This is a genomic window from Pseudomonas sp. GW821-FHT12A04, from assembly GCF_058807755.1.
The window spans coordinates 15,116-41,212 of the sequence record NZ_JBXAQZ010000003.1; the positions used below are offsets into that span (position 1 = coordinate 15,116).

Consider the following 26,097-nt stretch of genomic DNA (forward strand, 5'->3'; position numbering starts at 1 on the left):
GACCCTGAGCGAAAGGTTGACAGTTCGCACGCCGCGCGTTGTTAATCGGCGGGTCTTTGTACGCTGTTGTTCCCTCCAATAATCAGTCTGGAGCTTCAGATGTCTGCGCCACACGATCACGCCTCTACCGCGGTCCCGTCACACCTGTCACTCGAAGCGCTGAGCGCTTTGCTGGAGAAGATTTTTCTGCGTCACGGCACGTCGGCCGAGGTTGCCCGGGTGCTGGCGCAAAACTGCGCCTGTGCCGAGCGCGACGGCGCGCACAGTCACGGGGTATTCCGCATTCCTGGTTATGTTTCGACGCTGCAAAGCGGCTGGGTCAATGGCCAGGCCGTTCCGCTGGTCGAAGATGTGGCTTCAGGGTTTGTGCGGGTCGACGCCAATAACGGTTTTGCGCAGCCGGCCCTGGCGGCGGCACGCGAGTTACTGGTGCAGAAGGCCCGAAGTGCCGGCATCGTGGTGCTGGCGATCCGTAACTCGCACCATTTCGCGGCCTTGTGGCCGGATGTCGAACCCTTCGCTGAAGAGGGCCTTGTGGCATTGAGCGTGGTCAACAGCATGACCTGCGTGGTGCCCCACGGGGCCGACCGGCCGCTGTTCGGCACCAACCCGATTGCCTTCGCTGCACCGCGGGCCGAGGGCGGGCCGATTGTCTTCGACCTGGCCACCAGCGCCATTGCCCATGGCGATGTGCAAATTGCCGCCCGCGAAGGTGAACGCTTGCCGGAAGGGATGGGCGTAGACAGCCTCGGCCAGCCGACCACGGACCCGAAGGCGATTCTCGAGGGCGGCGCGTTGCTGCCTTTCGGCGGGCACAAGGGCTCGGCGTTGTCGATGATGGTCGAGTTGCTCGCGGCGGCGCTGACCGGTGGCAACTTTTCCTTCGAGTTCGACTGGAAGAACCACCCTGGTGCCAAGACCCCCTGGACTGGCCAGTTGCTTATCGTGATCGATCCGGACAAGGCAGCGGGGCAAAGCTTTGCCGAGCGCAGCCAGGAACTGGTGCGGCAAATGCACGGTGTCGGCCTGAAGCGTTTGCCGGGTGACCGGCGTCATCATCAGCGCGCCAGGTCGCTGGCCAACGGCATTGAGCTGGATGCCCGGACGCTGGCGAACTTGCGGGAGCTGGCAGGGCTCTGATTCCTGAGATATGCCGCAATCCCCTGTGGGAGCGAGCTCGCTCCCACAGGGGGGATTCATGGCTGACAGATCGCGTGCTTAGCGACGACCCAGCAGCAACCCCACCACCAGGCCGAACCCGGCTGAAATCGCCACGGTTTGCCACGGATGCCCGCCGATATAGGTTTCAGTGGCCTCGACCGCGGGCAGGGTGCGGTCGCGTACGCTGCTCACCGAATCCCCTGCCTGTCGGAGTTTCAGGGCGATTTGTCCACGAAGGGTCTCTGCTTCTTCCCCGACCAGCGAGGCGCTGCTTTTCAGCAGCTTTTCCGATTCTTCGATCAGCGTTTGAAGTTCGCTGAAGGCTTGATCCTTGATTTGATCTTCGGCGGCTTGCACGGCGGTTTTGCGGGCCATTGAAGTACTCCTTGCAGGTAAGTGGACAGTGAACAATGGAGTCTGCCGTCGTCGGAAAAGTTGCAGCTATTTTGCCCGGGGAGGCCATCTTGCTGAAAACCGGCGCAGGACCTTTCGTCCTACAGTGTAAGATGTCGCCTATTTTACGCAGCAGGAAATTCCCATGAGCTTCAATCTGGCCGACAAACCCCTCGCCGAGCGCGCAGCGCTAGAAGACGAGAAATCCCGTCTGTTCGAACTCTGGCAAAACAACCTGGGCAAGGCCAAGGGTGAGGCTGCGCGGTTGTTCGGCGAACGGGCCAAGCGCAAAGGCAAATGGGCCGAATGGGTGCGCGCCGAACTGGACGGCATGTCGCCGCCGGAATACGCCAACATGGTGCGCAGTGAAGTCAATCGCCTGATGGCGGCCAACAAGTAACAACGGCTGTCAGGCGAAACTCGCGACGATTGCCTCGCGCACTTTCAAGAGCACCGGGTCGAGCTGGGTGCTGGTCCGCCAGCCCAGTTCGATCGGGTAGCGCGGCAACGCCAGGGGGCAGGGCAGCAGCGCCAGCCCGCTGAGCGTTGCGATGCTTTGGGCGGCATGGGCCGGAATGGTCGCCACCGCCCGACTGCCTTTTAGCAAGTGCGGCAACGCGGCAAAATGCGTGGTCGAGGCGCACACCCTCCGGCTCAGCCCCAGCGCCGCCAATCCCTCATCGGTAATCCCGATAAAACCGCCGGACGACACCAGAATGTGTTCGCGGGCCACAAACTCCTCGAGACCGATGCTCTGCTGGCCCTCGACCAGGCTCGACGGGTCCACCAGGCACAGATAGCCACCTTCCCCCAGCACCTGACGGCTGAGCAACCGCTCGGCAAACCCGCCCGCGGCAATCGCCAGGTCAATACTGCGCTCCATCAACGCCTGGGCGACGATCTGGCTGTGGGTCTGGCGGAAAATCAGCCGCAGTTTCGGCGCGCAACGGGCGATCTCTTCGATCAGCCGCCGGCCGTAGGCAATCTCGAAATCATCCGACATGCCGACCGTGACCGAGCGACCTTCGTACTGTTGCGCAGTCGGATCGACCATCGCCAGGCTCTGCCGGCATTTGTTCAGGGCATCGCTGACCACTGGTTTGAGCTGATTGGCCTTGAGCGAGGGGGCCAGGCCGCGTCCGGTGCGCACGAACAGCTGATCGCCATACAGCTCGCGCAAGCGACGCAAGGCCGCGCTGACGGCCGATTGCGTCACGCCCAGGCGCAGCGCGGCACGGCTGGCGCTGGACTCTTCGTGCAGCGCTTCGAAGACTTTGAGCAGGTTGAGGTCGACGTCGGTGATATTCATTTGGTTCATATCATTCAGCAGTGAGTCGGTCTTTATTGATGATTGCCTGACGCCGGAGAATGAGCAACACCTGATGCGAATGGAGTTTCCAAGATGGCCAAATCAATTGTCGCGGCCCTGCAGATCGGCGCCTTGCCCGGCGGCAAGGCTGAAACCCTGGAACAGATCCTGTCCTATGAAAACGCAATCATCGAATCCGGCGCCGGGTTGGTGGTGATGCCGGAAGCGCTGCTGGGCGGTTATCCCAAAGGCGAAGGCTTTGGTACGCAATTGGGTTATCGCCTGCCGCAAGGGCGCGAAGCCTTTGCCCACTATTTTGCCAATGCCATCGACGTACCCGGTGCGGAAACCGAGGCGTTGGCGGCACTGTCCGCACGCACCGGGGCCAATCTGGTGATCGGTGTGATCGAGCGCGCCGGCAGCACCTTGTACTGCACCGCGCTGTACTTCGATCCGCAGGCCGGGCTGGTGGCCAAACACCGCAAACTGATGCCCACCGGCACCGAACGGCTGATCTGGGGCAAGGGCGATGGCTCGACCTTGCCGGTGATCGACAGCCAGGTCGGGCGTGTCGGTGCGCTGGTGTGCTGGGAAAACATGATGCCGCTGCTGCGCACGGCGATGTACGCCAAAGGCGTGGAGGTATGGTGCGCGCCGACCGTGGACGAACGGGAGATGTGGCAAGTCAGCATGCGCCACATTGCCCATGAGGGGCGCTGTTTCGTGGTCAGCGCCTGCCAGGTCCAGGCATCGCCCCAGGCCCTGGGCCTGGACATCGCCAACTGGCCGGCGGATCGACCGTTGATTGCCGGTGGCAGTGTGATCGTAGGTCCCATGGGCGACATCCTCGCCGGACCGTTGCGCGACAGTGCCGGGTTGCTCACCGCGCAAATCGACACCGACGACTTGGTGCGCGCCCGCTACGACTATGACGTGGTCGGCCACTACGCGCGGCCGGATGTGTTCGAACTGATCGTGGACGAACGCGCCAGGCCCGGGGTGCGCTTCACCTCCTGATGCCCAGCGGGCTTTGGCCAAAGCAGTCAGACAACTTGATAGCTTTGACCATTGCCCGGTAACCCGCGCAGAGCGAGTATTTCCCTGTTGATTACGGTTCCCCCCAACCTAATAAAAAACACAGTGGGATTCTGGCAATGCGCGATTACTTGTCTGCTACTTCTCAGTTCAATTATCAGCACACCGTCGATGCCGCGCTCGCGGGCGACTTGACGGCCCTCAACGCCTGTGTCGAATGCTGTGACCGGCATGCCTTGCCGGGTCGCATCGCGCTGTTCTGGGAAGGACGCGATGGCGCTGGTGCTTCGTACACCTTCACCGACTTGCAGGACAAGGCCGCGCGTTTCGCCAACTACCTGCTGGCCCAGGGCGTGAAGAAAGGCGACAAGGTCGCCGGCCTGTTGCCCCGCAATATCGAACTGTTGATCACCGTGTTCGCCACCTGGCGCATCGGCGCAGTGTATCAACCGCTGTTTACCGCATTCGGCCCCAAGGCCATCGAGCACCGCTTGGGCAGCTCTGGCGCCAAAGTGGTGGTGACCGATGCAGTGAACCGGCCGAAACTCGCCGAAGTCGCCGATTGCCCGACCATCGTGACTGTCACCGGTGCCAAAGGGCAGGGCCTGGTGCATGGCGATTTCAGTTTCTGGGCGGAACTGGCCAACTATTCCGCCGACTGTGAACCGGTGCTGCTGACCGGCGAAGATCCGTTCCTGCTGATGTTCACCTCGGGCACCACCGGCCCGTCGAAAGCGCTGTCGGTGCCACTCAAGGCCATCGTAGCGTTCCAGAGCTACACCCGCGATGCGGTGGATCTGCGCCCGGAAGACGCCTTCTGGAACGTCGCCGACCCGGGCTGGGCCTACGGCATTTATTTCGGTGTCACGGGGCCAATGTCCATGGGCCATCCGATCACCTTTTACGATGGCCCGTTCACCCTCGAAAGCACCTGCCGGGTGATCAACAAATACGGGATCACCAACCTCACCGGTTCGCCCACGGCCTACCGCTTGCTGATTGCCGGCGGCGATGAATTCGCCAAGTCGATCAAGGGCAAGCTGCGTATCGTCAGCAGCGCCGGTGAGCCGCTGAACCCGGAAGTGATCCGCTGGTTCGCCGATAACCTCGACGTGGTCATCCACGACCACTACGGCCAGACCGAACTGGGCATGGTGCTGTGCAACCACCACGGCCTGGAGCACCCGATTCACATGGGCGCCGCCGGTTTCGCCTCGCCGGGCCACCGTATTGTGGTACTGGACGACGACTACAAGGAACTCGGCGTTGGGCAGCCGGGCATCCTGGCCATCGACCGCAGCCAGTCGCCGATGTGCTGGTTCGCTGGCTACGAAGGCGGGCCGACCAAGGCCTTTGTCGGCAACTACTATTTGAGTGGCGACACCGTGGAGTGGAACCCGGACGGCAGCATCAGCTTCGTCGGTCGCAGTGATGACGTGATCACCACCTCCGGCTACCGGGTAGGTCCCTTCGACGTGGAAAGTGCGCTGATCGAACACCCGGCCGTGGTCGAGGCCGCCGTGGTCGGCAAGCCCGATCCGGAGCGCACCGAACTGGTCAAGGCGTTCGTCGTGCTCAGCCCGCAATACCGCGCCGCCTCCGAGTTGGCCGAAGAGCTGCGCCAGCACGTGCGCAAGCGTCTGGCGGCGCACTCGTATCCCCGTGAAATCGAATTTGTCAGCGAATTGCCGAAAACCCCCAGCGGCAAATTGCAGCGCTTTATCTTGCGCAACCAGGAAATCGCCAAGGCTCAAGAGGCCGCGGCGAAGAACCTTCCAGCTTGAATCCAGGGAATTAATGATGCAGATCCAGAACAAGATTTTTATCGTCACCGGTGGCGCTTCCGGCCTCGGTGCCGCCACCGCCGAGGTGCTGGTTGCCGCCGGCGCCAAAGTGATGCTGGTGGACATGAACGCCGAAGCCGTTGCAGCCCAGGCCCAGCGCCTTGGTGCACAAAGCGTGGTGGCGGACATCAGCAACGAAGCAGCGGCCGAAGCAGCCGTGCAGGCAACGGTCAAGGCCTTTGGCGGCCTCAATGGCCTGGTCAATTGCGCCGGCATCGTGCGTGGCGAGAAGATTCTCGGCAAGAACGGTCCACACGCGCTGGCCAGTTTCAGCCAGGTGATCAACGTCAACCTGATCGGCAGCTTCAACATGCTGCGCCTTGCGGCCGCGGCGATTGCCGAGACCGAAGCGGATGCCGATGGCGAGCGCGGCGTGATCATCAACACGGCGTCTGCCGCGGCTTACGACGGCCAGATCGGCCAGGCGGCTTACTCGGCGTCCAAGGGCGCGATTGTCAGCCTGACCTTGCCGGCGGCCCGTGAGCTGGCGCGCTTCGGCATCCGTGTCATGACGATCGCCCCCGGCATCTTCGAGACGCCGATGATGGCCGGCATGACCCAGGAAGTCCGCGATTCCCTGGCCGCTGGCGTGCCATTCCCGCCGCGTTTGGGCAAACCGAGCGAGTATGCCGGGCTGGTCAAGCATATTATTGAAAACAGCATGCTCAATGGCGAGGTGATCCGTCTCGACGGTGCCTTGCGTATGGCCGCCAAGTAAGGAGGATTTGTCATGACAATGTCCAACGATCCAATTGTTATCGTCAGCGCCGTCCGCACCCCGATGGGCGGTTTCCAGGGCGAACTGAAAAGCCTGACCGCACCGCAACTCGGTGCGGCCGCCATCAAGGCCGCCGTCGAACGTGCCGGTGTTGCCAGTGATAGCGTCGACGAAGTGCTGTTCGGCTGCGTGCTGCCGGCAGGCCTTGGTCAGGCCCCTGCGCGTCAGGCGGCGCTGGGCGCGGGGCTGGATAAATCCACCCGCTGCACCACCCTGAACAAGATGTGCGGCTCCGGCATGGAAGCGGCGATTCTGGCCCATGACATGCTGCTGGCGGGCAGTGCCGACGTGGTGGTTGCCGGTGGCATGGAAAGCATGTCCAACGCGCCTTACCTGCTGGATCGCGCCCGTGCCGGATACCGCATGGGCCATGGTCGGGTGCAGGACTCGATGTTCCTGGACGGCCTCGAAGACGCCTACGACAAGGGCCGCCTGATGGGCACCTTCGCCGAAGATTGCGCTGAAACCAACGGCTTCAGCCGGGAAGCCCAGGACGCATTTGCCATTGCCTCGACCACTCGCGCGCAACAGGCGATCAAGGACGGCAGCTTCAAGGCCGAAATCGTGCCGCTGACCGTGACGGTCGGCAAAGAGCAGGTGGTGATCAGCAACGACGAGCAGCCGCCAAAAGCCAGGCTGGACAAGATTGCTTCGCTGAAGCCGGCATTCCGCGAAGGCGGTACGGTGACGGCGGCCAACTCCAGTTCGATCTCCGACGGTGCCGCCGCGCTGGTGCTGATGCGCCAGTCCCAGGCACAGAAACAAGGCCTGAAACCCTTGGCGGTGATTCATGGCCACGCTGCGTTCGCCGACACTCCGGGCCTGTTCCCGGTGGCACCGATTGGTGCAATCAAGAAGTTGATGAAGAAAACCGGCTGGTCGCTCAATGACGTGGATCTGGTGGAAGTCAACGAAGCCTTCGCCGTGGTCGGCATGGCCGCGATGACTCATCTGGAAATCCCTCACGAGAAACTCAACGTGCACGGCGGTGCTTGCGCCCTCGGGCACCCGATCGGTGCGTCCGGTGCGCGGATTCTGGTGACCCTGCTTTCGGCCCTGCGCCAGAAAGGCCTCAAACGTGGTGTTGCGGCGATCTGCATTGGCGGCGGTGAAGCGACGGCGATGGCCGTGGAATGCCTCTACTGAGGCCAACACCAATCCCTGTGGGAGCGAGCTTGCTCGCGATAGCGGTGGGTCAGATAGCAATAAAGTTGACTGACACGGCCCCATCGCGAGCAAGCTCGCTCCCACAGGGTTTCGCATTTAGCTTGATTTAAGGATTCACCATGATCCCCAATGACGACCAACAACAAATCCGTGACATGGCCCGGGACTTTGCCCAGGAACGGCTTAAGCCCTTCGCTGCCGAGTGGGACCGCGAGCACCGTTTTCCCAAGGAAGCCATCGGCGAAATGGCCGGGCTGGGCTTCTTCGGCATGCTGGTGCCGGAGCAGTGGGGCGGATGCGACACCGGTTACCTGGCCTATGCCATGGCGCTGGAAGAAATCGCCGCCGGCGATGGTGCCTGCTCGACCATCATGAGCGTGCACAACTCCGTGGGTTGCGTACCGATCCTCAACTACGGCACCGATGAGCAGAAAGAGCGCTTCCTCAAACCGCTGGCCAGCGGTGCGATGCTCGGTGCCTTTGCGCTGACCGAGCCCCAGGCCGGTTCCGACGCCAGCGGCCTGAAAACCCGTGCGCGCCTGGAAGGCGATCATTATGTGCTCAACGGCTGCAAGCAGTTCATCACCTCCGGGCAGAATGCCGGGGTGGTGATCGTGTTTGCGGTGACCGATCCGAGTGCCGGCAAACGTGGCATCAGCGCCTTTATAGTGCCGACCGATTCGCCGGGCTACAAAGTCGCGCGGGTTGAAGACAAACTCGGCCAGCATGCGTCCGACACCTGCCAGATCCTCTTCGAAGACGTGAAGGTGCCGCTGGCCAATCGCTTGGGCGAGGAGGGCGAAGGCTACAGAATTGCCCTGGCCAACCTTGAAGGCGGCCGCGTCGGCATCGCTTCGCAATCGGTGGGCATGGCCCGTGCCGCGTTCGAAGCGGCGCGCGATTACGCCCGTGAGCGCGAGAGCTTCGGCAAGCCGATCATCGAGCACCAGGCCGTGGCCTTCCGCCTGGCGGACATGGCGACCCAGATCGCCGTGGCGCGCCAAATGGTGCACTACGCCGCCGCTCTGCGTGACAGTGGCAAACCGGCCCTGGTCGAAGCGTCGATGGCCAAGTTGTTCGCCTCGGAAATGGCCGAGAAGGTATGCTCCTCGGCGCTGCAAACCCTGGGCGGTTACGGTTACCTCAACGACTTCCCGGTGGAGCGGATCTACCGCGACGTACGGGTCTGCCAGATCTACGAAGGCACCAGCGATATTCAACGCATGGTCATTTCGCGCAATTTATAAGAAGGAGTCCCCTGTGAGCTACGAAACGATTTTGCTGGAAACCCACGGCCGCGTTGGCCTGATCACCCTCAACCGTCCACAAGCGCTGAATGCGTTGAATGCGCAGATCGTCAGCGAACTGAACCAGGCCCTTGATGGCTTCGAGGCTGACTCGAACATCGGCTGTATCGTCCTGACCGGTTCGAAAAAAGCCTTTGCCGCCGGTGCCGACATCAAGGAAATGGCGGAGCTGACCTATCCGCAAATCTATATCGACGACCTGTTCAGCGACAGCGATCGCGTGGCCAACCGCCGCAAGCCGATCATCGCGGCGGTCAACGGTTTCGCCCTGGGCGGCGGCTGTGAGCTGGCGTTGATGTGCGATTTCATCCTGGCCGGTGACAACGCCAGATTCGGCCAGCCGGAAATCAACCTCGGCGTGTTGCCGGGTATGGGCGGCACCCAGCGCCTGACCCGCGCCGTGGGCAAGGCCAAGGCCATGGAAATGTGCCTGAGCGGCCGCTTGATCGATGCCGTGGAAGCGGAACGTTGCGGCATCGTGGCGCGTATCGTGCCGAGCGATGAGCTGCTGGATGAAGCGCTGAAAGTCGCCGCGTTGATCGCTAAAAAATCGTTGCCGATTGCGATGATGGTCAAGGAAAGCGTCAACCGTGCCTTTGAAGTGAGCCTGGCCGAAGGCGTGCGCTTTGAGCGTCGGGTGTTCCATGCGGCGTTTGCGACGCAGGATCAGAAGGAAGGGATGGCGGCGTTCATTGCCAAGCGTGAGGCTGAGTTCCAAGGTAAGTAAAGTAGCGGTCTTTCGGGCCTCATCGCGAGCAGGCTCGCTCCCACATTGGACCTCAGCGTTTATGAGATCCTCTTGTAGGAGCGAGCCTGCTCGCGAAAAACCTGAGGGCACCGGGTTGATTCAGGTACCCCGCGTTATCGTTGGCCACCATCGCGAGCGAGCTCGCTCCTACAGGGCATTACACCAGGTAGTTCTTCAGCTCGCGGGCAATCACCATTCGCTGAATTTCGCTCGACCCTTCGTAGATCTGCGTGATCCGCGCATCCCGGTAGTACTTCTCCACCGGATAGTCTTCCAGATACCCGTATCCGCCATGAATCTGAATCGCGGACGAGCAGACCTTTTCCGCCATTTCCGACGCAAACAGCTTGGCTTGTGACGCCTCCGACAGACAGGGCTTGCCGGCCGTGCGCAGGCGTGCGGCATGCAGGATCATCAGTCGCGCGGCGTTCAACTGCATGTGCATGTCGGCCAGCAGGTTGGCGATGCTCTGGTGTTCATTGATCGTTTTGCCAAACTGCACACGATCACGGGAATAAGCCAGTGCCGCCTCAAACGCTGCGCGGGCGATGCCCAGTGCCTGGGCGGCGATGCCGATGCGGCCACCTTCGAGGTTGGACAAGGCGATGGCCAGGCCCTTGCCGCGTTCGCCCAGCAAATTGGCTTCGGGGATGGTGCAGTTGTTCAGGGTCACCGCGCAGGTGTCGGAAGCACGGATGCCCATCTTGTGTTCGGTGCGGTCGACGATAAAACCGGCGGTGTCGGTCGGTACCAGGAACGCCGAAATGCCACGTTTGCCCAGGTCCGGATCGGTCACGGCAAACACAATCGCCAGTTTGGCGCGCTTGCCGTTGCTGACGAATTGTTTGGCGCCATTGATCACCCACTGGCCGTCGCGCAGTTCGGCGCGGGTGCGCAGGTTGTGCGCCTCGGAACCGGCCTGGGGTTCGGTCAGGCAGAAACAGCCGATGACCTGGCCGCTGGCAAGGTCCGCCAGCCAGGTCTGCTTCTGTTCTTCACTGCCGTAGTTGAGCACCGGCCCACAGCCCACGGAGTTGTGGATGCTCATGAAGGCGCCGGTAGCACCGTCGCCGGCGGAAATTTCTTCTACCGCCAGTGCATAGGCCACATAGTCGACATAGGTGCCGCCCCATTCCTCGGGGACCACCATGCCCAGCAAGCCCAGTTCGCCCATTTTCGCCACCAGACCGTCATCGATCCAGCCGGCCTTTTCCCAGGCCTGGGCATGGGGCGCGATTTCGCCGCGGGCAAAATCCCGGGCCATGTCGCGGATCATGACTTGTTCTTCACTCAATTCGATATCGTGCATGGCTCAGCTCTCGCTCCGGTCAAACTCGCTGAAGAAGCTCGCCACGTGTTCGGCGTCCAGTGCCTGGAGGGTGGGCGGGTTCCAGCGCGGTGTCTTGTCTTTGTCGATCAGCAAGGCGCGCACGCCTTCGATCAGGTCGCCGCGCTCGAACCACTGACGGTCCAGGTGCAGCTCAAGGGCGAAACATTGTTCTAGGGGCAGCTCGCGTCCGCGACGGAGCATTTCCAGGGTCACGGCCATCGCCAGCGGCGAGCGGGTTTCCAGCAGGTCGGCGGTGGTGACGGCCCACTCATGGCTGTCGGCGACCGTTACCTGGCGTAGTTGTTCCACAATACTCGGCACATCGGGTTGGGCGAAGAAGTGGTCGATGGCCGGGCGCAAAGTCGCCAGTGGCGCATCGGGCAGTTGCTGCACGGCGAATTTCGCCAGCAGGCCTTGCAGGTCCTTGAGCGGCGTATCGTGCCATTCGAGCTGGTCGAGTTTTTCGTCCAGGACGCCAAGCTTGTCGCTTTCCAGGTACCAGTCGGCCAGGCCGCAATACAGCGCATCGGCGGCGCGAATCTGCACGCCGCTGACGCCGAGGTAAATCCCCAGTTCACCGGGGATGCGCGGCAGGAAGTAACTGCCGCCGACGTCCGGGAAATAGCCGATGCCGACTTCCGGCATGGCCAAGCGGCTTTTCTCTGTGACCACGCGCAGGTCTGCGCCTTGCACCAGGCCCATGCCACCGCCGAGGACAAAACCGTCCATCAGGGCCAGCACCGGTTTGCGGTAGTGGTGGATCGCGAGGTCGAGGGCGTATTCCTCGACAAAGAAATCTTCGTGCAGGGTGTCGCCGCTTTTGAAGCTGTCATGCAGCGAGCGAATGTCGCCGCCGGCGCAGAAGGCTTTTTCCCCGGCACCGCGCAAGACCACGGCATGGACTTGCGAATCCTGGGCCCAGGCGTCGAGCTGGCAGTGCAGGTTGCGCACCATGTCCAGGGTGAGGGCATTGAGGCCGGCGGGGCGGTTGAGGGTCAGGTGACCAATGTGGTTGCGAACCTCGGCCAGCACTTCGTTTTGCATGGCATCCATGGACTGAGTCCCGGGAGAAAAAACCTGAGCAGTCATCACTAACTCCCTGCTTTTATTGTTCTTTATCAAGATGCTCGCGCGCGAGCGATGGCGGATCGTATCAGTGCAAATTTGCCTTGTACAACCCGGATAAGTGCAGGTTATCTGTGCATTTTTGCATGATAGTGTCCGGCATTGTTACAGCGTAGACCACGACGTAGTCAGGCAAACGCCGCGAGCAGATCCTCTTCGAATGCCTTTTGTGCATCGCCGGCCACTTGCGCCCGGTGCCGGGCCAGATGAAACGCGACATCGAAACTCATGTCGCCTCGACGCACGGCCCTGAGCAAACCCTTGTTTTCCCAGGCATGGGCGAAGTGGCTGGGCAAATAACCGACATGCTTGCCGGAAAGGATAAAGGCGAGGGTGCCTTCGACTTGTTCCGAGCGCGCCGAACACAGCTTGCCCTGGAAGGGTTCGTCACTGCGCAGGAAACGGTAGGGGTGATCGACCCGGTCGCTGGCCTGCAGATCCTGATCGCAGGGGGCCGGGTTGGTGAACAGCGGATGGCCGGGGGCGCAATACAGATGCTGGGTTTCAATGAACAATTGGCGGTAGTCAAACGCGCTTTGCACTTGCGAGAAATAGCCGATCGCCAGGTCCAGCCGCTGTTGCAGTAGCAAGCGCTCCATTTCGCCGGGCATGGCGCTGATCAGTTCGATGCGCACTGACTCGTCCCGCTCACGGAAGCGCCGGATCGCCTCGGCCACCCGTTGCAGCACCGATTGATCCAGGGCTTCGGACAGACCCAGGCGCACTTCACCGATCAAGCGCCCGGCCACGCCGTTGGATTGATGGCGGAAGGCTTCGATGGACTCGAACAATCCACGGGTGGCGCTGAGGAGTTGTTCGCCCTTGGCGGTGACCTTGAATCCGCCCTTGCCGCGACTGCACAGGCGATAGCCAAGGCGGGTTTCCAGCTTGGCCATTTGCTGGCTGATGCTCGACTGGCTCAACCCCAGCTCACCCTGTGCGGCACTGAAACCGCCGCACTCCACCACGCTGACAAACAGACGCAACAACTGCAGGTCCAGATCATGGAGTTGGCCGAGCATCAAACATTACTCCGTCATAAAGTCAGGTTAATTAACTTGATATTTTACCAATGTATCCGACGACGCATCCTGCAACCACTTCCTCTGGTCAGGTGTTCGTCATGGCTCCCATGTTCAAGCTGTGTTTACCCGCGCTGTTGCTCGCCGTGGCTGTTTCGGCCCAGGCCGAAGACAAGGTGGTCAATCTGTACAGTTGGGCCGATTACGTGGCCCCCGAAACCCTGCAGCGGTTCGAGCAGGAAACCGGCATCCATGTGCGCTACGACACCTTCGATTCTTCGGAAGTACTGGAGACCAAGCTGCTCACCGGCGGCAGCGGTTATGACGTGGTGGTGCCGTCCTCCAGTGTGCTGGCCCGGGGGCTTGCAGCCGGGGCGTTGAAACCGATTTCCCACGAAGGACTCAAGGGTTACGCCAACCTCGATCCGGACTTGCTGGAAAAACTCGCCGCTGTCGATCCCGGCAACCGCTATGGCGTGCCTTATACTTGGGGCACGCTGGGATTGGGCATGAACGTCGAGGCGATCAAGCAGCGCTTGCCGGACGTGCCGCTCAATAGCCTGGACCTGCTGTTCAAACCCGAGTACGCGAGCAAGTTGAAGGACTGCGGCATCGCCATTCTCGACTCGCCCCAGGAGGTGATCGGACTGGCGCTGCATTACCTGGGTAAAGATCCCTACAGCACGGACAAGAATGATCTGTCAGCCGCCGAGGCGTTGCTGCATCAGCTACAGCCGAACGTGCTGTACGTCGCCACCGGGCGGCAGATCAGCGATCTGGCCAATGGCAGCGTGTGCCTGGCGTTGACCTACAACGGTGACGCCAGCATGGCCGCCGACCAGGCACGCAAAGCCAATAAGCCCTATGAAATTGCCTACCGGATTCCCAGGGAAGGCACCCTCGTGTGGCAGGACAACCTGGCGATTCCCAAGGACGCGCCGCACCCCGAAGCCGCCCGCACCTTTATCGAATTCATGTTGCGCCCCGAGTCCGTTGCGGCACTGACCAACACCTTGTTCTTCGCCACAGCGAACCAGGCCGCCACGCCGCTGGTGGATGAAGCGGTGCGCTCCGATCCGGACATCTACCCGCTGGCCGACGTGCGCGAACGGCTGTACGCCGACCGCAGCATGAACCTCAAGGACATGCGCCTGCGCACGCGCTTGTGGACCACTTTCCGTAGCCGCCAATAACTATAAAAGAAGGAGCCTTCAATGGACGTCCCGATGCAGAACGATCAAGCCCTTACCCGTGACAGCCTTTACGGCACGGCCGCTGAAAGTACCTACGCCGGTATCACCAGTTTCATGCGTCGCCGTTACAGTCGTGACTTGCGCGGTGTCGACGTGGCAGTCAGCGGCGTGCCATTCGACACCGCCACCAGCAACCGCCCCGGCGCGCGCTTCGGGCCACGGGGTATTCGCGCCGCCTCGGCCGGGATCGCCTGGGAACGGCATTGGCCGTGGACGTTTGACCCGTTTGATCATCTGGCAGTCATCGACTACGGCGATTGCGATTTCGACTACGGTTCGCCGCAATCGACGCCCGAAATGATCGAAGCCCACGCCGAGCACATCCTCAATGCGGGCAGCGCGATGCTGACCTTTGGCGGCGATCACTTCATTACTTACCCGCTGCTCAAGGCCCATGCGCGCAAGCATGGGGCATTGTCGCTGATCCACTTCGACGCCCACAGCGACACCTGGCCGGACGAAGAGGGCAAGCGCATCGACCATGGCACCATGTTCTGGCACGCGGCCAGGGAAGGGCTGGTGGACCCGTCGCGCTCGGTACAAATCGGCTTGCGCACCACCAACGATGATCACCAGGGCTTCGAGGTGCTGGACGCACGGCAGGTGCACCGCCGTGGCTGCGAGGCAATCGTCGAGGCGATTCGCGCCCGGGTCGGCGACAACCCGGTGTACCTGACCTTCGACATCGACTGCCTCGATCCGGCATTCGCTCCGGGCACTGGAACACCGGTGTGTGGCGGCTTGAGCACGGTGCAGGCGCTGGAGATTCTCGGCGGTTTGCGCGGGATCAACCTGGTGGGCATGGACGTGGTGGAAGTGGCCCCGGCCTATGACAGCGCGGAGATCACCTCACTGGCGGCGGCGACGCTGGCGATGGAGATGCTGTGTCTGTATGCGGCAAGGCATAAGGTCGATAAGTAATACGCCTGACCCTGTGGGAGCGAGCTTGCTCGCGATGGCGGTCGATCAGCCGACATGGATGTTGAATGTTCCGCCCTCATCGCGAGCAAGCTCGCTCCCACAGTTTTGATTTGTGTCAGGCCACCGGAATGATTGGCAGGTCGAGGATCTGCCCCCCACTGAACCGCGCGAACGAACCGGAAATGGATTCGTGCGGCACGCCTTTGTCCACGTCACTGACGCCGTCCAGTCGTGCCAGTTGTTCGCTGCTCAACTGCACATTCAGCGCGCCCAACGTGGCATCCAGCTGCTCACGGGTCCGGGAGCCGAGGATCGTAATCAGTGCCGTGGTCGAGCGTCTGGCTTTTTCCCGCAGCCAGGCTATGGCCACGTGGGTCGGGCTGGCGTCCAGTTCTGCGGCGACATCGATCAAGGTGTCGAGCAGGGCGGTTTCGCGGGCGCTTTTTTCGGCGTGGATCAGCACGCCGAGTTTGTTCGCGCGATTGTCGCCCTCACTGTTGCGATATTTGCCAGTCAGGAAGCCGCCACCCAGCGGCGACCACAAGGTCGCGGCCAGGCCCAGGGCTTCGGCCATTGGCAGTTGTTCGCGCTCGGCGGTGCGTTCGGCGAGGCTGTACTCGACCTGGATCGCGGCAATCGGCGCAAAACCGCGTACCTCGGCCAGCAGGTCGGCGCGGGCGATGCGCCAGGCGGGGAAGTTCGACAGACCGGCGTAATGAATCTTGCCGGCACTGACCAGATCGTCGAAGCCGCGCAGGATCTCTTCCATGGGCGTGACGCCGTCGCTCATGTGCGCCCAGAACAGGTCGATATGCTCGGTCTTCAGCCGTTTCAGGCTTTCTTCGACGGCGCGCACCATGTTCTTGCGGCTGTTGCCAGTGTGGGAAATGCCGGCTGCCGGTGTAGTCCCGAGGGTGTATTTGGTGGCGATGACCAGGCGATCCCGTTCTGCGGCGATGAATTCGCTGAGCATGGCCTCGGACTGCCCGCCCTGATAGCCATTGGCGGTATCGATGAAATTGCCACCGGCTTCCAGATAACCATCAAAAATCCGTCTGGCTTCGTCACGCTCGGCGCCATGGCCCCAACCGGTACCGAAATTACCCGCGCCCAGCGCCAGTTCGGAAACACGCAAGCCGGTTTTACGACCGAAAACTTTGTAATGCATGGGATGACTCCAGAGGGATGGCGACAAGGTTTAATAGATTATCTAAAACATCTATTAAATATGATGCTGGTAATCTAAGGCGTCAAGGTGCTTTTCCTGTCTGCACAAATCTGCCGATCACCGGTCGCGTTATCCATGGGCAATGGCATACTGCCGCCCATGACTATCGATTCCCCCTTAAGCGCCTGGCAGCATGCCATCGAACAAAAGGGCTTCGTCCAGGACGAGGCCCAGGAACATGCGGTGTGGGCGCTGCAAAAATGCCACGAAGCGTTGCACGCAGGCCGCGCGCCCATTTCCGGCGTGTACCTGTGGGGGCCGGTGGGGCGGGGCAAGACCTGGTTGATGGACCAGTTCTACCAAAGCCTGCGAGTACCGGCGCGGCGCCAGCACTTTCACCACTTCATGGGCTGGGTGCACCAACGCTCGTTTCAACTGACCGGCACTGCCGATCCGCTCAAGGCGTTGGCCCGTGAATTGGCTGAAGAGGTTCGCGTGCTGTGTTTCGACGAACTGTTCGTCAATGACATCGGCGACGCGATCATTCTCGGGCGCCTGTTCCAGGTGATGTTCGAACAGGGCGTGGTAGTGGTCTGCACGTCCAATCTGCCGCCGGACCAGTTGTACGCCGACGGCTTCAATCGCGACCGTTTCATGCCAGCCATCGCGGCGATCAAGCAGCACATGCAGGTGATTGCGGTGGATGGCGGGGAAGACCATCGCCTGCATCCGGGGGCCGGTTTGCAACGTTATTGGGTGGCCGAGCCCGGTAACCCCTGCGCGCTGGGTGAAGTATTCCAGTTGTTGAGCGTCGGCCAGTCAGTATCGAGCGAGCCGGTCAAGGTCGGTCACCGTTCCCTTGAGGTGGTCAAGGCCAGCCCGACGGTGCTCTGGACCCGTTACGCCGCGCTGTGCGAGCAACCCTTCGCGGCCATGGATTTCATCGCCCTGTGTGATACCTACGGCGCTATCCTGTTGAGTGACGTGCCCAACCTCAGCGCACAGAAACGCGCAGGGCGCATTGCCCGCGGCACCGAGGACGGTGTCGAGCGGGTGGAGGCGGGAGATCGTGAGTTGCCGCAGTTGTCGGTGCATGACGATGGTGTGCGACGGTTCATTGCCCTGGTGGACGAGTGCTACGACCGCAAGGTGCCGCTGTACCTTGAAGCGCAAGTGCCAATGGCATCGCTTTACACCGAGGGTTATCTGGAGTTTCCGTTCCGCCGCACCCTCAGTCGATTGCAGGAAATGCAACTGCAGCGGTTTGCCGAAGTTTGATCGGGATTTGATCGGGAGCAGCGAACATGAATCAGCCCCTGTCACACCATTTGCTGACCATGGCCTATCAGAACGCCTGGGCCAATCACCGACTGGCCAAGGCCTGGCGTCAGTTGAGCCCGCAGGAACTGAGCGCATCCCGGGTCAGCTTCTTCCCCTCGATCCGCGCCACCCTCAACCACATCCTCACCTGTGACTGGTTTTATGTAGACGCCCTGGAGCGTGAACTGCGCGGCGACGATCCGCATCCCGATTGCCGCGTGTTTTTCAAGGAAGACGAACCCTGCCTCGTGGCAATGGATCTGGTTGGCGAACAGGCCCACGTCGACCGCCGGCTGATTGCCTACTGCGAGCAGATGCGCGACGCCGACCTGGGCAAAATCGTGACCATCGCCCGCGACACCCCGCAACACGACAGTCGCTTGCGCCTGCTGTCCCATTTGTTTGAACACCAGATCCATCACCGCGGCCAGATTCACGCCATGCTCAGCGGCACCTCGGTCCAGCCACCGCAACTCGACGAGTTTTTCTGCGCCGGTGAGTCGCACTTGCGGGCCGAGGATTTTGCCGAACTGGGGTGGACGGAAGCCTTGATCTGGGGCGCTTGAGGCCAAAGATTTTCTCGGTTGCGATTGTCGTTGGCACGTTGCTCGCGCTATGGTCTGCGGGCACTTCAGCGTGAGTACATGCTGGGGGCTACTTCATGTGTGATCGAGGATGGAAATGGACTCCGCAGAAATTCTTGTGCTTCAGGCCAGTTACACCAATCCGGTGCATGCCGAGGCTATTTGCCTGGTGCTGAACCACTACGCCGAGGACCCGATGGGGGGCGGCCAGCCGTTGCCGGCCAATGTACTGGAGCAGCTCCCGGCCGAACTTGCCCGGCGCCCCCACGCCTTCAGTGTGCTGGCCTTTGTCGGTGGCGAGCCGGCCGGGCTGGTCAATTGCTTCGAGGGGTTCTCGACGTTTGCCTGCCGGCCGCTGGTCAATGTGCATGATGTGTCGGTGGTGAAAAAATTTCGCGGCCTGGGCTTGAGCCAGAAGATGCTGCAAAAGGTCGAAGACATCGCCCGTCAGCGTGGCTGCTGCAAGCTCACCCTGGAAGTGCTGGAAGGCAATGCCGTGGCCCAGGGTTCCTATGAAAAAGCCGGTTTCGCCGCCGGCATGTTCGACCCGGCCCATGGACGGATGCTGTTCTGGACCAAGAGCCTCTGATTCAACAGGCAAAAAAAGGGCGTCCATCAGGACGCCCGACAGTCTTCTACCTAGAACTGCAATCAGACGTCCATGGATCATTTCGGTCTGTAGGTTTCAGTCATTTGTGCGGTTTGATCGTCCGGAACCCGCAGTTCAATGCTTTGGATGGGGTGGCCCAGGGCTTCTTGCTGGGCCAGTCGCAGGCTTTCGTAGTAATAGCGCATGCGTTCGGCTCCACCTTCGGCAAAAGCACTGGTTGAGCCCAAGGCCATCAGGCCGGCGAGAATCATTGCGGTGCGTTTCATGGTTTGCCTCCCACTACAGATGTCGGATGCCTTTCGTCCATGAATCAATGAAGCAGTGTCGAAATGGCATTATCCGCCGATTCGGTTAATTGGGAATCAACTTCACCAACGACCTGCATGGCTGCAACGGGAGCATGAAAAAGGGGCCGGAACCGGCCCCTGAAAGGATTACTGCTGAACGACAGTCGGTGGCGTTTTAGGCTTCATCAGGCTGAAGTCGATCAGCGCACGCTGTTGACGCTCATACGGGTTGCCGATCATCAATGGCCGGGCCTTGAAGCTGTCACTGACCAGGCTTTTGCTGCGATCGAGTTCGTCGAAGCTCAGGCCCGCCAGGTCGGCCCAAGTGTGAATCAGGTGCGAGCTGCTGTAAGGGCGCGAGAGATCACCCACGAGGTTCCAGTCATGGGTTGCGCGCCATTTCGGCGATGCCCAGGCCATGAACGGAATGGTGTACATCGGTGCTGTCGGCTTGTTCTCGTTGCGCCCCAAGGTGTTGTGGCCCACGGAATCGAACACGTCCTCGCCATGGTCGGACAGGTACAGCAGGAAGCCGTTCGGATCGGTCCTGGCGTAGTCCTTGATCAGGCTGGACACCACGAAGTCGTTGTACAGCACGGCATTGTCGTAGCTGTTGTACGTCGGCAACTGGTCATCGCGAATGCCGGCAGGCACGCCCTCACGGTCCTGGAACCTGTCGAAGGTCGACGGGTAGCGGTACTGGTAGCTCATGTGCGTGCCGAGCAAATGCACGACGATGAGTTTGCGCGGTGCACCGTCGGCCAGGGCCTTGTTGAAGGGCTCGATCACGTCGCCATCGTACTGGGCGGCGTTCTGGTTGCGGTTGTTGTTCAGGTACACCTGTTCATCGGCCTGTTCGGAAAAGGTCGTGAGCATGGTGTTGCGCTTGGTCATGGTCTGCTGGTTGGTGATCCAGAAGGTCTTGTAACCTGCCTGTTTCATCATGCTGACCAGCGATGGCGTCGACAGGTACAGGTCGGGGTTTTCTTCGTCAGCGAAGGTCAGGACCTGCTGCAGCGCCTCAATGGTGTAGGGGCGCGGCGTAATGACGTTGTCGAAAACGTCCAGTTGATCCTTGAGCTTGTCCAGTTCCGGCGTGGTTGCCCGGGGATAGCCGTACAGGCTCATGCGCTGACGGTTGGTGGACTCACCGATCACCAGCACCAGGGTCGCAGGCGTGTTGGCCATTGCGTCCTTCAGGTTGTGCAGCGGTGGAATCTTGCTGGCGCTATTGAGCATGTCCTGCATGCCGGCCAGGGTTTCCAGGTAGCGGTGATAGGCCACGGCCATCTGCCATGGCACCGCCGGCTCGATGCGGGTTTCGAACTTGTCGAAGCCTTCGGCGAAACTGCCGGTGCGTGAGGTTTGCTTGATCAGCGGATAACCGACGACCGCCACGACAATGGCCACCGCGGCCACGATTGCCTTGCCGCGGGGCAGGTACACCGGGCGCAGGCGTGTCCACAGGAACCAGGAAAAAGCGGTGTGTGCCAGGAACGCCGGCACCATCCACCAGGCAAAGTACTGGGTCATGTATTCGCCGGCTTCAGCCACGTTCGACTCAAACATGATGAAGATGACGCTCTGGGAAAACTCCTGCTGATAGATGAAGAAGTAACCCAGGCTCGCCATGGAACACGCCCACAGTACGACGCCGATCACGGCAGCCATGACGCGGGTTTGCCGGGGGAACAGCAACATCGGCGCCAGCCAGAAGGCGCTCATGACGAAGGCCTGGCGGAATCCGCTAAAGCCGGAGGTGCCAGTCAACTGGATCAGTAGTTGGGTGATGCCGGAAAAGTACCAGAAGAATACAAACAGCCAGACAAATCCGGCCCAATCAAAACCTGCCGCAGTCGTGTTGCTGCGTTTCAACAAAGACATTCAGCGCTCCAGCCGAGAGTTCACTACCACCGCCGCGACTTGGATATCACGGACGACGAACGAGGGCCGCGCGGAATCGGGCGACCTAAACGAGTAATTGTCGTGTAACAATTGTGAAAATTTTGTGAGTTGCCAGGGGTGGCAAGGCGTGAGCCGGTGCGGAAGCAGTGCAGACTGCTCCCGCTTCAAAGGAGGGGGTCAGGCGAATGGGGTGTGTTGCACCACAGCCAGGGGCTGCGCTTGATTGGTTTGCAGCAGCAGCCGCAATTGCGCCAGTTCCTGCTTCAACTGATCGCGTTCGTCTTTCAACTGGCGCAATTCGTCACGACGGATTGTGACGTAAAGGGTTTGTGCTGGCAGTGCGGTATGTACTGTGCCCATTGCTCACCTCGCAAATGGCGTGTCTCAACTGTAGGTACGCCTCGAAATCCGGGGCTGACCTACTATCGGCGCCAATTTTGATTTCTTTTGCCCCAGAAGGGAACTTTTTTATTTTTCATGGTCGTTGTGTCTTCGGTTTGATTCCCGACGTTATCCATCAGGATCGGGCACAATGCCCGGAAACTTCGTGCCAACGCTCTGGACTAACCTCATGAGTCGCGTTGGGCTATAACCTTTGACACACTTTAATTTGTAGTAGGGAGCATCAGCACATGCAACTCGGGATTATTGGACTGGGCCGCATGGGCGGCAATATTGCGCGGCGCCTGATGCTCAACGGGCACACCACCGTTGTTTACGATCGCAATACCGCCTTTGTCGAAGCCTTGGCTACAGAGGGCTCCACGGGCGTCACCGATCTGCCGGCGCTGGTCGCCGGCCTGGCCAGGCCGCGTGCGGTCTGGGTCATGCTGCCAGCTGGCGCGCCGACCGAAGAAACCATCGACACCCTGAGCACCTTGCTCGACGCCGGTGATACCATCATCGACGGCGGCAACACCTTCTATAAAGACGATATCCGCCGGGCGAAGACCCTGTCGGAAAAAGGCCTGCACTACATCGACGTCGGTACCTCCGGCGGTGTCTGGGGCCTGGAGCGCGGTTACTGCATGATGATCGGCGGCGATGCCGAGACTGTTAAGCGCCTCGACCCGCTGTTCGCCACCCTGGCCCCTGGCCTGGGCGACATCCCGCGCACCAAGGACCGCAAGTCCGACGACGATCGTGCCGAGCGTGGTTACATTCATGCAGGTCCGGCCGGTTCCGGGCATTTCGTGAAGATGATCCACAACGGCATCGAATACGGAATGATGCAGGCGTTCGCAGAAGGCTTCGACATCCTCAAGACCAAAAACAGCGAGAGCCTGCCGCAAGACCAGCGTTTCGACCTGAACGTCGCCGATATCGCCGAAGTGTGGCGCCGTGGCAGCGTGGTGTCCTCGTGGTTGCTGGACCTGACTGCCGACGCCTTGGCCAGCGATCCGAAACTCGACGGTTTCTCCGGGTCCGTGGCCGACAGCGGTGAAGGTCAATGGACCATCGAAGCTGCCATGGAACAAGCGGTGCCGGTGCCGGTGCTGTCGAACTCGCTGTTCTCGCGCTACCGTTCCCGTGGGCAAGGCACCTTTGGCGACAAGATTCTCTCGGCCCAGCGCTTCGGCTTCGGCGGCCATGTGGAGACCTCGAAAAAATGACCCACGCGATCCGCAGAAAATCCAAGGCTGAACCCGCGCCGCCGACCACGCTGTTCCTGTTCGGCGCCCACGGCGATCTGGTCAAGCGCCTGCTGATGCCGGCGCTGTACAATCTCAGCCGTGACGGTTTACTCGGGAATGGACTGCGGATCATCGGCGTTGACCACAACGCCATCAGCGATGAAGGCTTCGCGAAAAAACTCGAAGACTTCATCCGCAACGAGGTGGCCACCAGGACCGGCAAGGGCGATCAAGCCCTTGACCCGGCGCTGTGGGCCAAACTCGCCAAAGGCATCAGCTACGTCCAGGGCGATTTCCTGGACGACAGCACTTATCAAGCGCTGGCGGCAAAAATCGCCGACAGCGGTACTGGCAATGCGGTGTTCTATCTGGCCACCGCGCCGCGTTTCTTCAGTGAAGTGGTGCGCCGTCTTGGCTCGGCCGGCTTGCTGGAAGAAAACCCCGAGGCCTTCAGAAGGGTGGTGGTCGAAAAACCCTTCGGTTCCGACCTGCATACGGCCGAAGCCTTGAACGCTTGCCTGCTCAAGGTGATGACGGAAAAGCAGATCTACCGCATCGACCATTACCTGGGCAAGGAGACCGTACAGAACATCCTAGTCAGCCGGTTCTCCAACAGCCTGTTCGAAGCGTTCTGGAACAATCACTACATCGACCACGTGCAGATCACCGCCGCCGAAACCGTGGGCGTGGAAACCCGTGGCAGTTTCTATGAGCACACCGGCGCGCTGCGGGACATGGTGCCCAATCACCTGTTCCAGTTGCTGGCGATGGTGGCGATGGAACCGCCCGCCGCGTTCGGCGCCGATGCGGTGCGCGGCGAGAAAGCCAAGGTCGTTGGCGCGATCAGGCCCTGGACGGTGGAGGAAGCCCGCGCCAACTCGGTACGCGGCCAATACACCTCCGGTGAGATCGACGGCAAGGCACTGCCGGGCTATCGCCAGGAAAACAACGTCGCACCCGACAGCGATACCGAAACCTATGTGGCCCTCAAGGTCATGATCGATAACTGGCGATGGGTCGGCGTGCCGTTCTATCTGCGAACAGGCAAGCGCATGAGTGTGCGTGACACCGAGATCGTGATCTGTTTCAAGCCGGCGCCCTATGCGCAGTTCCGCGATACCGAGGTCGATGAGCTGCAGCCGACCTATTTGCGCATTCAGATCCAGCCGAACGAAGGCATGTGGTTCGACCTGCTGGCCAAGCGTCCCGGTCAGGCCTTGAAAATGGACAACATCGAGCTGGGGTTCGCCTACAAGGACTTCTTCGAGATGCAGCCGTCCACCGGCTACGAAACCCTGATCTACGATTGCCTGACGGGTGACCAGACGCTGTTCCAGCGCGCCGACAACATCGAAAACGGCTGGCGCGCCGTGCAGCCGTTCCTGGATGCCTGGCAGCAGGATTCCAGCGTGCAGAGCTACGCTGCCGGGGAAAACGGCCCCAAGGCCGGCGAAGAACTGCTCACCCGTGACGGTCGCGTCTGGCACCGCCTCGGATAACACCTATCTCCAGTAGGAGCGAGCTTTTGTGGCGAGGGGGCTTGCCCCCGTTCGGCTGCGAAGCAGTCGCCATTTCATCACTCGGTGTACCTGCTACAGCGTAGTAGTAGGTTTTGGGGCCGCTGCGCAGCCAACGGGGGCAAGCCCCCTCGCCACAAAGGCTCGGCGGTGTCAGAGCCAGTAGCTCACCGCATACCAGCCCAATGTCCCCATCACCACGGTGTACGGCAGCGCCATCCAGACCATCCGCCCGTACGACAGACGCACCAGCGGTGCAATCGCCGAGGTCAGCAGGAACAGAAACGCCGCCTGACCGTTGGGCGTCGCCACGCTCGGCAGGTTGGTACCGGTATTGATCGCAATCGCCAGGGTTTCGAAATGCTCACGGGTCATCTCTCCCGCCATGAACGCGCGCTTCACTTCGGTGATGTAAATGGTTGCCACGAACACGTTGTCGCTGATGGCGGACAGCAGGCCGTTGGCAATGAACAGCATGCCCGGTTGTTGGTCTGCCGGGAGCGTCAGCACCCAGTGGATCAGTGGGGCGAACAGTTGCTGGTCGTGAATCACCGCGACCACGGCGAAAAACACCACCAACAATGAGGTGAACGGCATGGCGTCCTTGAACGCTGTGCCCAGGCGGTGTTCGTCGGTGATGCCGGTAAAGGCGGTAATCAACACGATCACCATCAAACCGATCAAACCCACTTCGGCGATGTGGAACGCCAGCCCGGCAATCAGAATCAATGCGGCAAAGCCTTGCACCAGTAGCGCGGCACCTTGGCGCGTGGTGCGCTCGGCATTGTCTTCGGCGGCGTAGTTGGCCAGCACCGCACGAACGTTATCCGGCAGCAGCGTGCCGTATCCGAACCAGCGCAGCTTTTCCAGGAGGACGCAGGTTACCAGCCCGGCAACCAGTACCGGCAGGGATACCGGCGCAACCCGGGTGAAGAACTCAGCGAAGTGCCAGCCCATTTCATGGCCGATCAGCAGGTTCTGCGGTTCACCGACCAGCGTACAGACACCACCCAGCGCGGTGCCCACGGCGCCGTGCATCAGCAGGCTGCGCAGGAAGGCGCGGAACTGTTCCAGATCACCGTGATGCAGGGTGGGCAGATGTTGGTCGTCGCTGAACTCGCTGTCCTGGCGCGGATCGTTGCCCGAGGCGACGCGGTGATACACCGAGTAAAAACCTACGGCGGCACTGATGATCACGGCGGTCACAGTCAAGGCATCGAGGAACGCCGACAGAAAGGCCGACAGAAAGCAGAACATCAGGGACAGCAGGGCTTTGGAGCGGACCCCGAGCAGCAGGCGCGAGAACAGGTAAAGCAACAGGTCCTTCATGAAATAGATACCGGCCACCATGAACATCAGCAGCAGGATCACCGGGAAGTTGTGCAGCAACTCGTCGTACAGCGCCTGGGGCGTGGTCATCTTCAGCAGCAGGGCTTCAATCAACAGCAGGCCGCCGGGCATCAGCGGATAGCATTTGAGTGCCATGGCCAGGGTGAAGATGAACTCCAGCACCAGTAGCCAGCCGGCAACCACCGGGCCTGCGGTCCAAAGCACCAGGGCATTGAGGATGAGAAAGCCGACGATGCAGGCCTTGTACCAACGGGGCGAGTGCCCGAGAAAGTTGTGCGCGAACGCCTGGGCCATTGAACCGGACATCGGCTGCTCCTTGTCTTGAGAAG

General features: G+C 61.0%; 25 protein-coding genes. 15 read left to right on the forward strand and 10 right to left on the reverse strand.

The window, feature by feature from the left end; genetic code table 11:
* The first annotated feature begins 99 nt into the window (after positions 1-99).
* Positions 100-1,140 (forward strand): Ldh family oxidoreductase, encoded by a 1,041-nt coding sequence (locus AC1RS8_RS05480; RefSeq protein ID WP_489338572.1) that lies wholly within the window; start codon positions 100-102, stop codon positions 1,138-1,140.
* A 78-nt stretch (positions 1,141-1,218) separates the two neighbouring features.
* Here AC1RS8_RS05480 and AC1RS8_RS05485 read toward each other — a convergent pair whose 3' ends face one another.
* Positions 1,219-1,536, reverse strand: coding sequence for an ElaB/YgaM/YqjD family protein (locus tag AC1RS8_RS05485; RefSeq protein WP_090455397.1), 318 nt, complete (start codon positions 1,534-1,536; stop codon positions 1,219-1,221).
* A gap of 163 nt (positions 1,537-1,699) precedes the next feature.
* Here AC1RS8_RS05485 and AC1RS8_RS05490 point away from each other — a divergent pair, with 163 nt between their 5' ends.
* Positions 1,700-1,954, forward strand: a complete 255-nt coding sequence (locus AC1RS8_RS05490) for a hypothetical protein (protein ID WP_007970091.1) — start codon at positions 1,700-1,702, stop codon at positions 1,952-1,954.
* Between the two features lie 9 nt (positions 1,955-1,963).
* Here the strand turns inward: AC1RS8_RS05490 and AC1RS8_RS05495 are convergent, their stop codons facing one another.
* Positions 1,964-2,872: a LysR family transcriptional regulator gene (locus AC1RS8_RS05495; protein WP_090455395.1), complete on the reverse strand. Its 909-nt coding sequence runs from the start codon at positions 2,870-2,872 to the stop codon at positions 1,964-1,966.
* Positions 2,873-2,956: 84 nt separating this feature from the next.
* Here AC1RS8_RS05495 and AC1RS8_RS05500 point away from each other — a divergent pair, with 84 nt between their 5' ends.
* From AC1RS8_RS05500 to AC1RS8_RS05525, 6 genes are all read left to right on the forward strand, one after another.
* On the forward strand, positions 2,957-3,880 hold the full coding sequence (locus AC1RS8_RS05500; protein ID WP_489338571.1) for a carbon-nitrogen hydrolase family protein: 924 nt from the start codon (positions 2,957-2,959) through the stop codon (positions 3,878-3,880).
* 137 nt (positions 3,881-4,017) lie between these two features.
* A complete protein-coding gene (locus tag AC1RS8_RS05505; RefSeq protein WP_489338570.1) occupies positions 4,018-5,682 on the forward strand; it encodes an AMP-binding protein in 1,665 nt (554 codons plus the stop codon).
* A 16-nt stretch (positions 5,683-5,698) separates the two neighbouring features.
* Positions 5,699-6,460, forward strand: a complete 762-nt coding sequence (locus AC1RS8_RS05510) for an SDR family NAD(P)-dependent oxidoreductase (protein ID WP_489338569.1) — start codon at positions 5,699-5,701, stop codon at positions 6,458-6,460.
* A 12-nt stretch (positions 6,461-6,472) separates the two neighbouring features.
* Positions 6,473-7,666 (forward strand): acetyl-CoA C-acyltransferase, encoded by a 1,194-nt coding sequence (locus AC1RS8_RS05515; RefSeq protein ID WP_057714715.1) that lies wholly within the window; start codon positions 6,473-6,475, stop codon positions 7,664-7,666.
* A 140-nt stretch (positions 7,667-7,806) separates the two neighbouring features.
* Positions 7,807-8,934 carry an acyl-CoA dehydrogenase gene (locus AC1RS8_RS05520; RefSeq protein ID WP_057714716.1) on the forward strand — a complete coding sequence of 376 codons (1,128 nt, stop codon included), beginning with the start codon at positions 7,807-7,809 and terminating at the stop codon, positions 8,932-8,934.
* Between the two features lie 13 nt (positions 8,935-8,947).
* Positions 8,948-9,721: an enoyl-CoA hydratase gene (locus AC1RS8_RS05525; protein ID WP_057714717.1), complete on the forward strand. Its 774-nt coding sequence runs from the start codon at positions 8,948-8,950 to the stop codon at positions 9,719-9,721.
* Between the two features lie 178 nt (positions 9,722-9,899).
* On the opposite strand, the gene AC1RS8_RS05530 is transcribed toward AC1RS8_RS05525, so the two are convergent.
* From AC1RS8_RS05530 to AC1RS8_RS05540, 3 genes are all read right to left on the reverse strand, one after another.
* Complete coding sequence (locus tag AC1RS8_RS05530; RefSeq protein WP_218495564.1) at positions 9,900-11,051, reverse strand: acyl-CoA dehydrogenase family protein; 1,152 nt, start codon at positions 11,049-11,051, stop codon at positions 9,900-9,902.
* A gap of 3 nt (positions 11,052-11,054) precedes the next feature.
* Complete coding sequence (locus tag AC1RS8_RS05535) at positions 11,055-12,161, reverse strand: enoyl-CoA hydratase/isomerase family protein (RefSeq protein WP_489338567.1); 1,107 nt, start codon at positions 12,159-12,161, stop codon at positions 11,055-11,057.
* 164 nt (positions 12,162-12,325) lie between these two features.
* Positions 12,326-13,219, reverse strand: coding sequence for a LysR family transcriptional regulator (locus tag AC1RS8_RS05540; RefSeq protein ID WP_340312027.1), 894 nt, complete (start codon positions 13,217-13,219; stop codon positions 12,326-12,328).
* 101 nt (positions 13,220-13,320) lie between these two features.
* Between AC1RS8_RS05540 and AC1RS8_RS05545 the strand changes: the two genes are divergently transcribed.
* Both AC1RS8_RS05545 and speB read left to right on the forward strand, forming a co-directional pair.
* Positions 13,321-14,412 (forward strand): polyamine ABC transporter substrate-binding protein, encoded by a 1,092-nt coding sequence (locus tag AC1RS8_RS05545; RefSeq protein ID WP_489338566.1) that lies wholly within the window; start codon positions 13,321-13,323, stop codon positions 14,410-14,412.
* A 21-nt stretch (positions 14,413-14,433) separates the two neighbouring features.
* Entirely contained in the window at positions 14,434-15,393 is a 960-nt protein-coding gene (speB, locus tag AC1RS8_RS05550) for an agmatinase (RefSeq protein ID WP_223502583.1), read from the forward strand.
* Between the two features lie 115 nt (positions 15,394-15,508).
* Here speB and AC1RS8_RS05555 read toward each other — a convergent pair whose 3' ends face one another.
* Positions 15,509-16,561 carry an aldo/keto reductase gene (locus tag AC1RS8_RS05555; protein ID WP_493162464.1) on the reverse strand — a complete coding sequence of 351 codons (1,053 nt, stop codon included), beginning with the start codon at positions 16,559-16,561 and terminating at the stop codon, positions 15,509-15,511.
* 159 nt (positions 16,562-16,720) lie between these two features.
* Here AC1RS8_RS05555 and zapE point away from each other — a divergent pair, with 159 nt between their 5' ends.
* From zapE to AC1RS8_RS05570, 3 genes are all read left to right on the forward strand, one after another.
* A complete protein-coding gene (gene zapE, locus AC1RS8_RS05560; protein WP_090457879.1) occupies positions 16,721-17,839 on the forward strand; it encodes a cell division protein ZapE in 1,119 nt (372 codons plus the stop codon).
* 26 nt (positions 17,840-17,865) lie between these two features.
* Positions 17,866-18,447, forward strand: a complete 582-nt coding sequence (locus tag AC1RS8_RS05565) for a DinB family protein (RefSeq protein ID WP_489338565.1) — start codon at positions 17,866-17,868, stop codon at positions 18,445-18,447.
* Between the two features lie 115 nt (positions 18,448-18,562).
* Complete coding sequence (locus tag AC1RS8_RS05570; protein ID WP_008053742.1) at positions 18,563-19,054, forward strand: GNAT family N-acetyltransferase; 492 nt, start codon at positions 18,563-18,565, stop codon at positions 19,052-19,054.
* A gap of 77 nt (positions 19,055-19,131) precedes the next feature.
* Here AC1RS8_RS05570 and AC1RS8_RS05575 read toward each other — a convergent pair whose 3' ends face one another.
* The 3 genes from AC1RS8_RS05575 to AC1RS8_RS05585 all read right to left on the reverse strand — a co-directional run bounded on the left by AC1RS8_RS05575 (position 19,132) and on the right by AC1RS8_RS05585 (position 21,627).
* Positions 19,132-19,341: a hypothetical protein gene (locus AC1RS8_RS05575; RefSeq protein WP_057714728.1), complete on the reverse strand. Its 210-nt coding sequence runs from the start codon at positions 19,339-19,341 to the stop codon at positions 19,132-19,134.
* A gap of 168 nt (positions 19,342-19,509) precedes the next feature.
* Positions 19,510-21,246 carry a phosphoethanolamine transferase CptA gene (locus AC1RS8_RS05580; protein WP_489338564.1) on the reverse strand — a complete coding sequence of 579 codons (1,737 nt, stop codon included), beginning with the start codon at positions 21,244-21,246 and terminating at the stop codon, positions 19,510-19,512.
* Between the two features lie 198 nt (positions 21,247-21,444).
* On the reverse strand, positions 21,445-21,627 hold the full coding sequence (locus tag AC1RS8_RS05585) for a DUF6026 family protein (RefSeq protein WP_340312014.1): 183 nt from the start codon (positions 21,625-21,627) through the stop codon (positions 21,445-21,447).
* Positions 21,628-21,899: 272 nt separating this feature from the next.
* Here AC1RS8_RS05585 and gnd point away from each other — a divergent pair, with 272 nt between their 5' ends.
* Together gnd and zwf are read left to right on the forward strand one after the other, a co-directional pair.
* Positions 21,900-22,880, forward strand: a complete 981-nt coding sequence (gene gnd / locus AC1RS8_RS05590) for a phosphogluconate dehydrogenase (NAD(+)-dependent, decarboxylating) (RefSeq protein ID WP_057714731.1) — start codon at positions 21,900-21,902, stop codon at positions 22,878-22,880.
* Positions 22,877-24,400, forward strand: a complete 1,524-nt coding sequence (zwf, locus tag AC1RS8_RS05595) for a glucose-6-phosphate dehydrogenase (protein WP_057714732.1) — start codon at positions 22,877-22,879, stop codon at positions 24,398-24,400. The genes gnd and zwf overlap by 4 nt, the downstream gene beginning before the upstream one ends.
* Before the next feature lie 171 nt (positions 24,401-24,571).
* Here the strand turns inward: zwf and nhaB are convergent, their stop codons facing one another.
* Complete coding sequence (gene nhaB / locus AC1RS8_RS05600; RefSeq protein WP_218495582.1) at positions 24,572-26,074, reverse strand: sodium/proton antiporter NhaB; 1,503 nt, start codon at positions 26,072-26,074, stop codon at positions 24,572-24,574.
* Positions 26,075-26,097 lie beyond the last annotated feature (23 nt).

Coding starts and splice junctions, on each gene's coding strand:
- AC1RS8_RS05565 (WP_489338565.1), top strand. CDS start 17,866: ATGAATCAGCCCCTGTCACACCATTTGCTGACCATGGCCTATCAGAAC.
- AC1RS8_RS05480 (WP_489338572.1), top strand. CDS start 100: ATGTCTGCGCCACACGATCACGCCTCTACCGCGGTCCCGTCACACCTG.
- gnd (WP_057714731.1), top strand. CDS start 21,900: ATGCAACTCGGGATTATTGGACTGGGCCGCATGGGCGGCAATATTGCG.
- AC1RS8_RS05515 (WP_057714715.1), top strand. CDS start 6,473: ATGACAATGTCCAACGATCCAATTGTTATCGTCAGCGCCGTCCGCACC.
- nhaB (WP_218495582.1), bottom strand. CDS start 26,074: ATGTCCGGTTCAATGGCCCAGGCGTTCGCGCACAACTTTCTCGGGCAC.
- AC1RS8_RS05580 (WP_489338564.1), bottom strand. CDS start 21,246: ATGTCTTTGTTGAAACGCAGCAACACGACTGCGGCAGGTTTTGATTGG.
- AC1RS8_RS05575 (WP_057714728.1), bottom strand. CDS start 19,341: ATGAAACGCACCGCAATGATTCTCGCCGGCCTGATGGCCTTGGGCTCA.
- AC1RS8_RS05585 (WP_340312014.1), bottom strand. CDS start 21,627: ATGGGCACAGTACATACCGCACTGCCAGCACAAACCCTTTACGTCACA.
- AC1RS8_RS05495 (WP_090455395.1), bottom strand. CDS start 2,872: ATGAACCAAATGAATATCACCGACGTCGACCTCAACCTGCTCAAAGTC.
- zwf (WP_057714732.1), top strand. CDS start 22,877: ATGACCCACGCGATCCGCAGAAAATCCAAGGCTGAACCCGCGCCGCCG.
- AC1RS8_RS05490 (WP_007970091.1), top strand. CDS start 1,700: ATGAGCTTCAATCTGGCCGACAAACCCCTCGCCGAGCGCGCAGCGCTA.
- AC1RS8_RS05535 (WP_489338567.1), bottom strand. CDS start 12,161: ATGACTGCTCAGGTTTTTTCTCCCGGGACTCAGTCCATGGATGCCATG.
- AC1RS8_RS05530 (WP_218495564.1), bottom strand. CDS start 11,051: ATGCACGATATCGAATTGAGTGAAGAACAAGTCATGATCCGCGACATG.
- AC1RS8_RS05485 (WP_090455397.1), bottom strand. CDS start 1,536: ATGGCCCGCAAAACCGCCGTGCAAGCCGCCGAAGATCAAATCAAGGAT.
- AC1RS8_RS05540 (WP_340312027.1), bottom strand. CDS start 13,219: ATGCTCGGCCAACTCCATGATCTGGACCTGCAGTTGTTGCGTCTGTTT.
- speB (WP_223502583.1), top strand. CDS start 14,434: ATGGACGTCCCGATGCAGAACGATCAAGCCCTTACCCGTGACAGCCTT.
- AC1RS8_RS05555 (WP_493162464.1), bottom strand. CDS start 16,561: ATGCATTACAAAGTTTTCGGTCGTAAAACCGGCTTGCGTGTTTCCGAA.
- AC1RS8_RS05520 (WP_057714716.1), top strand. CDS start 7,807: ATGATCCCCAATGACGACCAACAACAAATCCGTGACATGGCCCGGGAC.
- AC1RS8_RS05570 (WP_008053742.1), top strand. CDS start 18,563: ATGGACTCCGCAGAAATTCTTGTGCTTCAGGCCAGTTACACCAATCCG.
- zapE (WP_090457879.1), top strand. CDS start 16,721: ATGACTATCGATTCCCCCTTAAGCGCCTGGCAGCATGCCATCGAACAA.
- AC1RS8_RS05510 (WP_489338569.1), top strand. CDS start 5,699: ATGCAGATCCAGAACAAGATTTTTATCGTCACCGGTGGCGCTTCCGGC.
- AC1RS8_RS05545 (WP_489338566.1), top strand. CDS start 13,321: ATGGCTCCCATGTTCAAGCTGTGTTTACCCGCGCTGTTGCTCGCCGTG.
- AC1RS8_RS05505 (WP_489338570.1), top strand. CDS start 4,018: ATGCGCGATTACTTGTCTGCTACTTCTCAGTTCAATTATCAGCACACC.
- AC1RS8_RS05500 (WP_489338571.1), top strand. CDS start 2,957: ATGGCCAAATCAATTGTCGCGGCCCTGCAGATCGGCGCCTTGCCCGGC.